Consider the following 13319-nt stretch of genomic DNA (forward strand, 5'->3'; position numbering starts at 1 on the left):
GCCTTTTTTGTCTCTCTAATATTCCTGAATCTAACCTGACTCTAATCTGAGTCCTCGAGGCATTTCTCACCTATTTGTATTTTCATCATGCTAAACTCAAACACTACTGACAGGCCACAGAAATAACTATTGATGATCCGCATCTTATCCCGCACCAAGCGGCTTATGCTCGCGCTTTTTTTTATCTGCACTTGCCTACTCACAGCAATCGTTTTTGGCTATGAGTGGCTAGCAATAAAGATTGCGGATCAATATCTGGCCAAATATAACACTCAGATCACTGAATTCAGGATTCGCCCCCGCTCGCTCACTCATTGGCAACTGCCAAAATTGACATTAAAGGTCAAAGGAAGCGAGATCAAAATCCAAGATCTTGAACTTACATTTGATAAGCATTTTTCTCCCTTTAACTTTTCTACTGACCAACTAACAAAGATCACATTAGGTCGTGTTGATGTCAGTCTGAGCCCAGATGTGCTGACAAATGAAGGTAAATCTGTCGATTCACAGGGACCCACTTTGGCTCTGGATATCGCCCAACTTCCTCAAATTGATATTGGCTATACGCAACTCACGCTTAAAGGGATCCCGTCCACGCGTTTGAGTCTAGATTTAGAGTACCTAAGACTAGATAAACAGGGACGATTAACCAGCTTTCTCAGCCAGCAAGGGGAAAAGCTTTTCGCCTTAGATGCCCGGCTAAATGAGAAAAAATGGTCTGTTTCAAGTTCTATCGTCTTTGAACAGCTTCAGCTCCTGTTAACCCAAATAAGCCAACAAGCTCACGATAGTAGTGCCTTAAGTATTCTGTTACAGGCAAAAGCAAGATTAGATGAACTTGGATTGCAGTTTAGTGGAACTCTAAATAGCCAAGCTGATTTAAACCTTAAAACCGCCCAGTTGCAATCCACACATCAGCTGATTGATAGCCAGTTGGTCTTAACCAAGTTATCAAATTTAGTCATACTCCCAAGTACTTTGGCCACAGTTCCGAAAAGTGAACGTGAACGCCAACACTTACCTAACCGACAGCTTAAGTTTGAGATAAAAGGTCATATTGCTGATTTATCATTAACCCTGTCCCCTCTCTCACTGCAATTGGCTCCTGATCATCAGCAACAAGCTTCACTGCTTTCACTCATTGAAAATGGCGAACTGCGCAAGGTTATCGAACAAGTCCATCTGAACAATCAAAATAATAACCAGGAATTTGACAAATTAGCGGTGGCACTATCACTCAATAAGCCGGTCATCTACTCATTTCAGTCTCATGAAATAAACGCCCCAAATGCTCAATTCTCATTTGAGACTGACAAACTCTCTGTCATCAGCTCAGTAAAGGAGTTTAACCTTAACGTACCGACTGAGACCAACAATCTAGCGCTCAATAGTGTGTGGTCGCTGAAAGCAGAAACGAAAGCCACACTGAATCTAGAACAACTCTTAGATAAGAACGTGGATAAAAGCGTCCCCTTATTCAAATTTCCTCTGGCTAAAAGTTCTCTGTTTTTGCAAGGAGACCTTAAAATCGAACCGATAGATAACGAAACGGATAGCTCATCTGCGCAGCAAACGGCATTTAGCTTCAACATCGACCCACAAGCTCAAATCACCAGCGATGGGCTTACTGTTCACGCTAGCCAAGGTAAAAAACCGACCGCGATGAACATGAAGGTAAAATCACTCTCTTTACTAAGCCACTCTCCTCTTAAAGCCAGCTATGTTTCCGGTCAGGTTTCTATGGCATTACCTAGCCTCACTTTAGCCCTCGGCCCAGTGAGCTACTATCATCCTCAACCTTCATCTAAAACCAAAGAGATCGAATTTGAAGTTGAGAGTCTAATCTTTAACGCGAGCAGCCCAAGTTACTTCACTACTACACAAAGAGATTCAGGCGATAAGCAAGATTTGGCAGCAAGTGATTTTCAGTTCACAGGATCCGTCTTTTCGTTAACCTCATCGGGCGTGAGCTTTTTAGATAAACAGGTAGATGAGCTTTTAGCACAACCGAACAGTGCACTTTCAGATAAAGAAATAGCATTGCAGGCACCATTAGCGTCACCATCATTGTTTATCTCTACCCAGGAGACCAAATTTGCGTCATTAGATACCATCCTTATAAACAGTGTTCACACCAATAAAAGTAATGATGACAATGACCGTCGATTAATGGTCACACTTCCCAGTTTCACACTAGAACAAACAGACTCAGAACTCACCCATGTCACGAAACTAAACTCAAAGCCAATAAATCAGCGGGCATTAAATCAAGAGTTCACTGGGCAACTTCCCAAACTCAGCCTAACAATAGCGAAGCCAACGACGCTAGAACTGAACCCTGAACACGGGATCAGTGTGTCGACATTGCTTAGTCAAACTCCTTGGGAGAATCAAGCCACATATCACATTGAGGGATTAGAGATAAAACGTCATTATCATAAGAACAAGCGTCTTAGAACCGAAAAGTTATTACAGCTTTATCAAGGCACTGTGACGCAAACATTTAATTGGAATAAAGAAAGCTTATTGACCCAAGAGCAGTGGGATTTTGACGGGCTTGAACTCAACTCAGAGCATAAAGTCACCCCAGATTTAGCACACACCGACGCTTCCCCTTTATCCATTAATGGTAAAATCAATCTTGATACCGAACTCAGCCATGTTATCTCGCTCATTGAATCAACTTATCCGCTACCGACAACACTTTATGCCGATGGGCATGCAGCGCTTAATGCTCGCTATCAGTTTACACAAAAGAGAGTGCCGGTAAATAAAGAGGACAAAGCATCAACTCAGAAAGTCAGCCAATTTATTGTCGATTTCACTCCAACACTCAGTGAACTGAGTGGCAGCATTAATGAGCTGCCGTTTGAGGAGGCAATGATGAATGCTAAATGCCAACTGAGCTTGCACAGCAGTCAAGAGGGTGAGACTTCGGGCACTAAAGAGCAAAGTACACTCTCCTGTCCTGATATCAACTTATCCGCTACCGCCTTCAATCCAGGCGTGCTTATTGAAGACTTTACCTCTCATGCCAGCCTCTTAGTCTCTTTGGATTCAGAGCACGCTTTAGATTCTAACCAAATAGAACCCGCTGACAATGTGCCTGCCAATCTGTCGAATTTCGATATCCAGATGAATGCCGATGGTAAGCTTTTGGGCGGTAAACTCAGCCTGCCTGAATTCAGCCTTAAGCTGAAAGACCGCTCCCACGGATACTTATTACTTCAAGGGCTTAGTTTGGCAGAGCTTATCGCGATTCAACCTCAAGTTGGTCTGCATGCTGATGGGACATTTGATGGGGTGCTACCGGTAGAATTGGTCGGTGGAAAAGTGTCGGTCAGTGGTGGACGACTGGCCGCAAGAGCGCCAGGAGGACTGATTACACTGAGTGGTAATCCTGGTGTTGATCAGATGAGAGACTCACAACCCTATTTAGACTTTGCCTTTTCAACGTTAGAACATCTTGAGTATTCGCAACTTTCAAGCAGCTTTGATATGGCGCCGTCAGGAGATGCTATTTTAAACGTTAATGTGAAAGGAGAGGCAAAAGGGATTGAACGACCTATCCACTTGAACTACTCTCAGGAAGAGAATATGTTACAGCTTTTAAAAAGTCTGCAAATAGGCGATAAACTGCAGACTCAAATTGAACAGTCCATGAATTAAGTTGTATTACACTGAGGCGTTCAGCTTATCGTCATCTTAAACTGGTTATAGTTTATCTACTCAAACTACTTCAGAGACAGGATTAAAAGGAACTTGCTGTGAAAAAATTGCCCATCCAACGCACTAGCTTAAGCGCAATTATCGCTCTGCTACTGATGACAGGCTGCACGCCAACAATACAGATAGCACCACCGGATAAGCCCATCGTGATTAATCTCAATGTTAAGATTGAACATGAGATACGCATTAAAGTGGACAAAGAGCTCGATGAACTACTCACCAATGATGAACTTTTTTAACCAACTCAGCAAAATAAGGAGTAGAGAATGAAAACTAAGTTACTCGTGTTCACTGCAGGTTTACTGCTGAGCTTAAACGCATTTGCCATCTCTTTACAGGATGCAAAATCTCAAGGTTTAGTGGGTGAACAAGCTAACGGTTATTTGGGTACCGTCATAAACGAACCTCAAGCCAACAGTGTTGCCAAAGAGGTGAACGCTAAGCGTAAAGCGCATTATGAGAAAATAGCTAAGAAGAATGGCATCACTGTCAATGAAGTGGCCAAACTCGCGGCGCAGAAGGCCATGAAGGCAACGAAACGTGGTCAGTATATAAAAGACTCGAATGGCAAATGGGTAAAGAAATAGCGCTCAAGTTAAGCCAATAAAAAAGCCCGCAATGCGGGCTTTTTACTGTTCACTAAACGGCTAAGTTAGAATCGTAACTTAGCACTGTCTTTCAAACCATCGTTGTCTTTTACCACTAATTTAACTTTAGAAGCACGAGTCGCAAATTTCACCGCAACTGGGCCAGATGCCTTGCTACCATCATTAAACTTCCACTTATGCTTAGTGATATAGCCATCTTCATCGTAACTTAGCGATACAAAGATATCGATAAACCATAGGTCGATATGATGGATCACAGCAACTGGATTTACCTGCTCAGGCTCAGTGCTAATCGTGATCGTTTGAGAAACACTATGGCTTAAGCCTCCGTCATCGGTAACCGTTAAGGTAACAACATAATCGCCATCTTGCGCATATTCATGGCTTACATTCTCACCATTACCGGTACTGTCATCACCAAACTGCCACTCATAGAGCACCAACTCACCATCTTCATCGGTAGAGGTGCTGGTCAAGTTAACCATTGCGCCTTGAACGTCAGCAGTAAAGCTGGCTACAGGTGCCATATTTGCAGCTTCAAGCAGTAAAGAGATAATCACAGGATCATGATCTGAAGAGCGGTATGCATCGCCATTGTAAAGCGTCTCTAACTGAGAAGCTGACTTAAACTCTTCGTTATAATCAATCGAACGTGGCTCATCGGTGTTGATATGCCACTCAGTGACATCCACAACGTTGTCGAGCAATGCGCTGTTGGCTAATGCATGATCTAACTGGCCAGTTTCACCAGAAAAGACATAAGAGTAAGCACCAGTTTTACCTAAGTGATCAAACAACTCTGTATAGCCAGCATCACTTAATGCTGTTAATGGATCTTCTTGAGCATAAGCATTCAAGTCACCAATAAGCAGAACTGCAGCCTCTGGATATTCTGCATCTAACCAAGTTCCCACCGCTTGCGCTGCACGGGTACGCGTTAAGTTACAGTTAGCTTGACCGTCATTAAGATCAGGATCCCCAAGACTGTCACAGTTACTCCCCTTCGACTTTAGGTGATTCACCGCTACAACAAATGATTCATCACTGTCGTTAAGCGAGAAAGCTTGCGTCAGCATAGGGCGGTTTTTACCGTCATTAAACAAAGGTTGACCATCATCATCTAGCGGTGAGTTAGCAGAAGATAGAATCTTAGCTGCACCTTCAGGGCTAACCTTATCAAGTCGGTAGATAATCCCTACTGCAATCGCATCGGTTCCAATCCCACTACCACCGCCATTGACGTAACCATAACGGGTTTCGCCAAGTGCCACGTTAAGGCCAGAAACGAGGTCAGCAATGGCTGAACTAGCACCAAAACCGTCGTTCTCAATTTCCATCAAACCAAACAAATCAGCATCGATGCCAACCATTGCACTAATGATTTTGACGCGTTGACGTTCAAACTCAGTGGCAGTATCAGCGCCACGTGGTGTTGGGAATCCAGCGCCTGCACCATCGCCATTGAAGTAGTTAAGTACGTTGAAACTTGCCACGGTCAAATTACCACCCGCAGCAAGATCAGGTGCTAAAGTTCTGGCGTTGTCGGCAACGATATTGACCGTATCGACAGGCATTAGACGATACTTACCAAATCCATAATGCATCATTGCATTTAGACCTGTGACCATATCACCAACACGAACAGTATTGTCAGCACTTAACCCCGGCGCTGGGTAGCGAACAGGATCAGGATTTTGCGAGGTTAAACCATCGTCAAGTACAATGGCATCTCTTGCATTGGCTGCTGTCACCGCGAGGGCGTCAGCGCCCGGCGCTGCGACTTGCGTGCCAATGAAGTGACGCTCACTGCCCAGCAATAACTCACCAAAACGGCCTAAGTTATAGACTTCATTAACAACTAGGTTTTGAGTAAAGCTCACTCGCATCCCTTCAAAGGCTTCAAGATCAGCAATATCATCAACAGGCAATGTCACGCTAGCAGCAGTTGGAATCGCTTGTGCTGAACCACACAGTTTGTGTGACACAATATCAGCCAGCTCTGTGAGCCCGTTAAACTCTTTAACCACTGCTTGAACGCGAATAAGATCGCCCACAAGGTAATCGGTATCACCACCGGTATAAACAAACACACCTTCTGAAGTAAGAGGATCCGCATCGACTGCATCATCAGCACTCTGAATGAAGAGTCCTTTTAAGCCAGCCTCTTGATTGCTGGTCACCACTGCTTCTACTTCAATGGTTTGTCCATTTAATGGACTCACATCTGTTTGCCCTTGCACTGCATGAATGCTAACCGCAGGATCATGACACACGAGTTCAACTGGAGGTGGCGGATCAATTGGACCTGAACCATCGAATTGGCCAAGATCTGAAATATCATCTTGCGCGAAACCAAGCCAAGTCTCTAAACTGGCGACATCATCTGCAACGGTGTCAGCAGTCAACATATCTGGATTACGACGCAGTGTATTATTTTGTGTCGATAAGTCGCCACTGCCCCACTGGCTTCCAGGATCAAAACCAACTTGACCTAGGCTGTCGACAACCTCACCGCTTGAAGTTAATACAATGGCGTCATCGCCATTGAAAAAGCTGCTATTACTGACTTGATCAGCAAGAGCTAAAATTTCAGCACTTGAATCGTTATCGGCGACAACATAAGTTTCACCCGCAGCCAATGAGCCACTTAAACTGATGTTGGCTCCAGCTTGGGTATTACCATTAAAGTAAAATTCGACTTGGTATTGACTTAGATCAATCGCGGTTGCGGTTGGATTGTAGAGTTCGAAGGCTTTATTGTTACTACTGCCCTCGACATATTCAGAAAAAATTAGATCATCTGCTGCCTGTGCGAACGTGGACACACCACCTATCGCCAAGGCAAGCAAGCTTGCTTTGGTAAACATATTAACCCCTTAATATCATCCATTAAACATCTTTTTATGTCAGCATTTGACTCTTTTGTTCAAATTACTGTTATTTCAAACCTATAAATCAGCACGAAGTATAAAGCGTGCTGGTTACAGGCAAGTTACAGGAAGGTGTCACCAAGGTAAATACAACTAACGAACTTCTTCGCATAGTTTTATTGAGAAAACTTCTGATATAAAACAGTAAATAAGCTTGATTGTATGTACAAGGCAGGTTTCAGCGCTTTTAGCCGGAAGTAGAACAAGACTCTAATTGCGTGCATGAGGTTAAGCGAGTGTTTCCAACTGAAACAACTGTGCGCTAGACACCTAAAAATAGCTAACACACGTGAGCCGACTCACAGCTTAAAGAAAAAACGAATTAAATGCCGCTAAAGACAAGGTAACAAGAGTAAAATTTCGTTTCTAGGGAAAAGCAGAACTAAAAAACAGATAAGCTTCTCCTCTGGCATCTCAATATACCCAAGCTACCTCTAGATGCTCGTTTCAGAGCTCCCGTAGGATAGCTGAACAAGGCAGTGATTGAGGATAATGGTTATTCCCTTATTGAAATCACTAACACAGTGCAGATATTCTACGGGAACTCCCGAAGGGCACGGCGAGAAGCAACATTTTTCTGCGTTATGAAAAAGTGAATTAGAATAACTAGTCCAACTATTTCATGCCTTGAACTCCGTTACTTCTCGACATGCTGAATCCTGCATCTTGAAGTGGTTTGGGTATATATCTACTTTGGTAGTTATTTTCGCTGTTGGTTTTGAATTTAGGGTTAATTATGGTCGTTGTAGAATTACTGGTCGTGCTCGCTTTTATCTACCTAGGGGCTCGTATTGGTGGAATAGGCATTGGACTTGCTGGCGGTGCTGGCGTCTTAGTCTTATCACTCTTTCTAGGGGTTGATACAGGAAGCATTCCTATTGATGTTATCTTGATCATTATGTCTGTCATTGCAGCCATCGCCGCGATGCAAGTGGCTGGGGGTCTAGAATTACTGGTGGATATCTCTGAAACTTTCCTAAGAAAACACCCGAAACGCATCACCTTCTACGCCCCGATTGTCACCTATTTGATGACTTTACTGGCGGGAACCGGACACACAGCGTTCTCTACCCTTCCCGTTATTGCCGAAGTGGCGAAAGAGCAAGGGATCAGACCATCTCGTCCTCTAGGGATCTCTGTTGTTGCTTCACAGATTGCGATCACAGCATCGCCTATTTCCGCGGCGGTTGTTTTCTTTTCAGGTATTTTAGAGCCGCTTGGCGTGAGTTACCTCACTCTGTTAGCCATCTGTATCCCTACCACGTTTGCTGCCTGTATGGTTGGCGCATTCGTCTCTAACTTCCTCGGCTGTGAACTGAAAGATGATCCTGTATTTCAAGAGCGCCAAGCCAAAGGCTTAATTAAGCTCCAAGGACAAACACAGCGTACACTGCTGCCGACAGCTAAGACTGCGACCTATATTTTTGTCACTGCGATAATCGGCGTCATCGTCTATGCAACCTTAATATCAGAAACAGTGAATTTGATCCCTGATCCTGCACTGGGCCGTAACGAAGCAATCATGGTGTTCATGCTTGCGGCGGCAACTGCGATCGTGACCATCACCAAAATCGATGCTTCAGAGATATCCAATGCGCCAACTTTTAAGTCGGGCATGTGCGCCTGTATTTGCGTATTAGGTGTCGCATGGTTAGGTGATACCTTTGTCTCTAGCCATATTGGTGAGATCAAGGCTTTGTCGGCAGACATACTCAATCAATATCCTTGGATGTTAGCCGTTACCTTGTTCTTTGCTTCTATGTTGCTCTACTCTCAAGGCGCAACAACCACGGCTCTCATGCCAGCGGCTTTAGCTATCGGTGTTGCACCAATAACTGCCATTGCTTCTTTTGCTGCTGTAAGCGCCCTGTTTGTATTACCTACCTACCCGACACTTCTTGCTGCGGTAGAGATGGATGACACTGGCTCAACCCGTATCGGTAAGATGGTGTTCAACCATCCCTTCCTTATTCCTGGATTAGTCACGATCACCACTGCTGTTGGTTTAGGTTTTGCTCTAGGTAGCTTGATACTCTAATTTAATGCCTGTTTCAGCTTGGTTTTAACAGGTCTTTGTTTAAGCCACAAAAAAGGGATACCTGAGGTATCCCTTTTTATTGCACTATTTTTGAAGAAGATTAGAACTGGTAGTGCATGCCTAACGCGAAATTAGAGATGTCTGCATCAATGTTTTTATCTCCATCATAATGTTCTGAATCCAGCTCACCTTTAACTATGTCATAGCCTAAACGAATATTAAGATGTTCAGTGACAGAAGCATTAACGCCAACACCATAAACCCAACCAAAACCAGTAAAATCTTCATCGCGCTCATTAGCAGGTGAAGCCACAGCGACCATCGAAGCGATACCCACTTTACCGTATACAGCAAAAGTATCATTGATTTGATAAGTGAACTTAGGGGTTAACGCGAAGGTGCCGGCACCAAAATCAGCATCTCCCTCACCAAGATCACCAGAGAGGAACATATTAGCCTCGAGACCGAACCAATCGTTAAAGTTATACCCACCATAGGCACCAAAACCAGTACCATCGATGCTGCTTCCTTCACTCTTAAGCTTAAGCTGCCCTAAACTACCACCTACATAGAAACCAGTATGATCATTGGCAGCGGCTACATTGCTTGATGCAAATACAGCGAGTAAAGAAGCGGTGACAATTGTAAATCTTTTCAAAATATTCCCTCATCGTAATCATTGTTACATCTGTATCTTAATTAGGGATAGGTTAATACAAATAGAACAAATTACTTACTCATTTTAGTAGTAAGTGACAGGGTTATTCAGGAAGCATACAGGTTTAGATTAAATGAAACGAAAAAGCACTTTTACAATAACTTAAACGGATCAAATAAAAACAAAACCACAACCAAACAGACACGTTACCAAAGAATAAACCTTAATATCATGTCCGTTGTCTTCAACAGCAAGCTTGTCTGTTTAATACCAATCAGTATAAGAAGTTGATCTACTCAGAGAGTTTTTTGGCAAACTAATTCAAGGCGAATGGATGACATAATGGTTGTTCCCTTGTGAGTTCATTCAACGCAGAAGTAGGCAGCCAAAAACACTCCTTACAGGCGAGTTTTAGCGGTTCTGATGCTGTGTTAACGAGCTTAACCGTAGAATAACTATGCTCTTCACTCGCTGCCTTGCCTCAGAACCGCGAAACTCTCGCTGAGCGATCAAATCTTTATACTGATTGGTATAACAAGGCATTGCTAACCGATGACTTCTGGCAAGTAATGTTTAACGATTAACTATCCAACGCCATTTTTACTGCTGCATCGGCATGAATTGCCGTGGTGTCATAGAGCGGAACTGCGGTGTCTGCTGGTTTGACTAAGAGTGCTATCTCTGTGCAACCTAGAATAACCGCATCCGCACCATTCTCTTTGAGTTTATCAATAATCTCGACGTATGCAGCACGTGAGCTGGCATCTACAACACCTAGGCATAGCTCTTCATAAATAATACGATGAATAATAGACTGTTCAGCAACACTGGGCGTCAGCACTTCAATACCATACTTATCCGTTAATCTTCCCTTATAGAAATGCTCGGACATAGTAAATTGCGTTCCCAGTAACCCCACTTTTTTGATCCCATTTTTAACCAATAATTCAGCGGTTGCATCGGCAATGTGCAATAAAGGAATATTCACTTTAGCCTGCACCTTATCTGCAACCTTATGCATGGTATTAGTACAGATCATAAAAAAATCAGCACCAGCAGCCTCTAATCCTACTGCGGCTTTTGATAACACCTCTGCCGTTTTATCCCACTCTCCAAGATGCTGCAATCGTTCAATCTCGGCAAAATCGACACTGACGAGTACAATCTTGGCACTGTGTAAGCCGCCCAGCTCAGCTTTAACACCGAGATTGAGCGCCTGATAATAGCTCAATGTCGACTCCCAACTCATACCGCCTATCAATCCAATGGTTTTCACAGTCTTCGTGTTCCTTAAAAAAAGGTTTTTAAAAAAAAGAGTTTTTAAAAAAGTGTCTTTAACAAAATAATGAGCCCAGATCTCACAAAAAATCGCAATTTTGTAGCACGATTTTTAAGTAGATTCTGTACCTTGCCACAGATTACGTATATGTTGTCAACGTAGAAAAATTAAGTGCTTAAAACCCAAAAATGAAAGAATGTTAGCTAATAACTCGAATTTAAATTGGTTAACTATCAAAGAACAAGAATATTCTAAGGACCGAAACCGAGTTGAAACATACAATTAATTCATATTTATGCCTATTAGCATTGTTAATGACATCGTTAGTGCAAGCTGAGGATTCCATTGTAGAACAATGTCATATAAGTATGAAACAAGAGAGTGCACAGCTCAGTAAAGTTTTTTGTGAGCAGAAGCTTGAGCAAGTCGATAGAACACTTAATCCACTCATCACCGCTAAGCTCATGCTCGCCCTTTATGATATCAACTTAGACTTAGGTGACAGTCAAACAGCTGAAAGTTATCTGGTCACTATTAAGCAAAGCGATGAGTTTAATAAAAGTGATGAAATCCAGTACCTGTGGCTTCGTAAAAAAGCCACTCAACACCTCTATAAAAGAGAGTACCTGTTAGCGAAAGATTTGTTTGAGCAAGCTTTTGTCATCGCACAAACACAAGCATCGGAACTTTGGTTAGGTAAGAGTTATAACGACTTAGCTATCGTAGAAGAAATGCTTACTAACTACTCTAATGCTTTGATATATTATCAAAAAAGCCTAACGATTAAAGAAAAACTAGGTAATAATCTATACATAGCAATTACCCTTAGAAACTTAGGTTTAATGTATCAAAATCTTGAAAAATATCAAGAAGCACAACAGTACTTTGAACTCTCCCTTGAGCATTACCTTATCTATACGCGAGATAACGTCGATATACATGCAATCAATGCGATGTCACACCTTTATGGTGATCTTGCAGCTATATATGACATTACCAATGACTACCATAAGCGCTATTTTTACAGTAATAAGATTCTCGAGGCTTACAGTGACAACTTAAATAAAATCGATCTCATCACAGCCTTAATCACGCTTGCATCCATACACATCAACGCCAATGAATTCGAGCCTGCGAGTGAGGTGATAAATACACTTTCCGAACACCTAAATTCTGATGAACACTCATTTCACGATGATATCTATCTATTAAAATCTAAACTTGCCAAGCATGAGGTTGATGATCTAAAAGCCATCGAATATATCGAAGAAGCCATTAAGTACAGTGATTCTAATCAAGATGCGTTGCAGAAAATGAAAATCTACCGCTACGCCAGTGAGCTCTATTACGACAATGGTCATCCCTACGAAGCCATTGTCTACTTAAAAAAATACCAGGCACTGCATGAAACACTGCTCGAAGCCAAGTACAGTGAAAACATCAATATTATTCAAAGAGAGATTGAGAACGAGCGCATTCAAAGAGCCCTTGTCGAAGAGCAAGTGATTAATCAGGCCAAGACTCTGAAGATTGATAAACTGGTTAATCTGTCATTAATCATCACCAGCATCAGCCTGTTAATCGGGTTTATCATCTCTCTCTATATTGTGAAAAAGAGAAAAGCCCAACAACATCTTCTTACTGTTATCGAATCCCATAAACAGCAACTATTTTTACTTTCTAATGATGAGAGTGAACAAACAGTTTCTCCTTCAAGCCAACCATTATCTGAATTACTGGTCAGTACCATGATCGATTGTATTGCCCTTTGGGAAAAAACGACTCAAACCAACAAGGTAGAACTTGCTGATAGAAGTAAGATTTGGAAAATATCAGTGGATTCGGGGCGTCTCAGAACTCGCTCTTTGGATAAGTATTTAAGCCTAAAGAAGCTACCTGATAATCCAAGGTGGCGTAATGTGGTTAAAACCTGCCATTTTATTTTGTCTGAATGTGATTTATCTGACAATGACAGGAGTCTACTCACAACTCACCTGAATCAGATCATGCTACAGGTAAAAAGTGAGTCGATGGAAGCCTAATTGATATGAGTAAAACCTGATGAAAACAACGCTTA

8 protein-coding genes are annotated in these 13319 nt (G+C 42.5%); 5 read left to right on the forward strand and 3 right to left on the reverse strand.

Features of this window, described 5'->3' with window-relative positions; all coding sequences use genetic code 11:
* The first annotated feature begins 165 nt into the window (after positions 1-165).
* From FN961_RS18695 to FN961_RS18705, 3 genes are all read left to right on the forward strand, one after another.
* A complete protein-coding gene (locus FN961_RS18695; RefSeq protein WP_185972835.1) occupies positions 166-3669 on the forward strand; it encodes an intermembrane phospholipid transport YdbH family protein in 3504 nt (1167 codons plus the stop codon).
* Positions 3670-3767: 98 nt separating this feature from the next.
* Entirely contained in the window at positions 3768-3968 is a 201-nt protein-coding gene (locus tag FN961_RS18700; RefSeq protein WP_144041698.1) for a YnbE family lipoprotein, read from the forward strand.
* Positions 3969-3995: 27 nt separating this feature from the next.
* A complete protein-coding gene (locus tag FN961_RS18705) occupies positions 3996-4316 on the forward strand; it encodes a YdbL family probable chaperone protein (protein WP_144041699.1) in 321 nt (106 codons plus the stop codon).
* A 65-nt stretch (positions 4317-4381) separates the two neighbouring features.
* On the opposite strand, the gene FN961_RS18710 is transcribed toward FN961_RS18705, so the two are convergent.
* A complete protein-coding gene (locus tag FN961_RS18710; RefSeq protein ID WP_144041700.1) occupies positions 4382-7204 on the reverse strand; it encodes an ExeM/NucH family extracellular endonuclease in 2823 nt (940 codons plus the stop codon).
* 799 nt (positions 7205-8003) lie between these two features.
* On the opposite strand from FN961_RS18710, the gene FN961_RS18715 reads away from it, so the two are divergent.
* Positions 8004-9305: an anaerobic C4-dicarboxylate transporter gene (locus FN961_RS18715; RefSeq protein WP_144041701.1), complete on the forward strand. Its 1302-nt coding sequence runs from the start codon at positions 8004-8006 to the stop codon at positions 9303-9305.
* Positions 9306-9405: 100 nt separating this feature from the next.
* On the opposite strand, the gene FN961_RS18720 is transcribed toward FN961_RS18715, so the two are convergent.
* The gene (locus tag FN961_RS18720) at positions 9406-9963 is read right to left on the reverse strand and encodes a porin family protein (RefSeq protein ID WP_144041702.1); all 558 of its coding nucleotides are present in this window, start codon (positions 9961-9963) and stop codon (positions 9406-9408) included.
* A gap of 580 nt (positions 9964-10543) precedes the next feature.
* The gene (locus tag FN961_RS18730; protein ID WP_144041703.1) at positions 10544-11239 is read right to left on the reverse strand and encodes an aspartate/glutamate racemase family protein; all 696 of its coding nucleotides are present in this window, start codon (positions 11237-11239) and stop codon (positions 10544-10546) included.
* A gap of 371 nt (positions 11240-11610) precedes the next feature.
* On the opposite strand from FN961_RS18730, the gene FN961_RS18735 reads away from it, so the two are divergent.
* Positions 11611-13284 (forward strand): tetratricopeptide repeat protein, encoded by a 1674-nt coding sequence (locus tag FN961_RS18735; protein WP_229814735.1) that lies wholly within the window; start codon positions 11611-11613, stop codon positions 13282-13284.
* The last annotated feature ends 35 nt before the right edge of the window (positions 13285-13319 follow it).

Source organism: Shewanella hanedai (assembly GCF_007197645.1).
Classification (GTDB): Bacteria; Pseudomonadota; Gammaproteobacteria; order Enterobacterales; family Shewanellaceae; genus Shewanella; species Shewanella hanedai.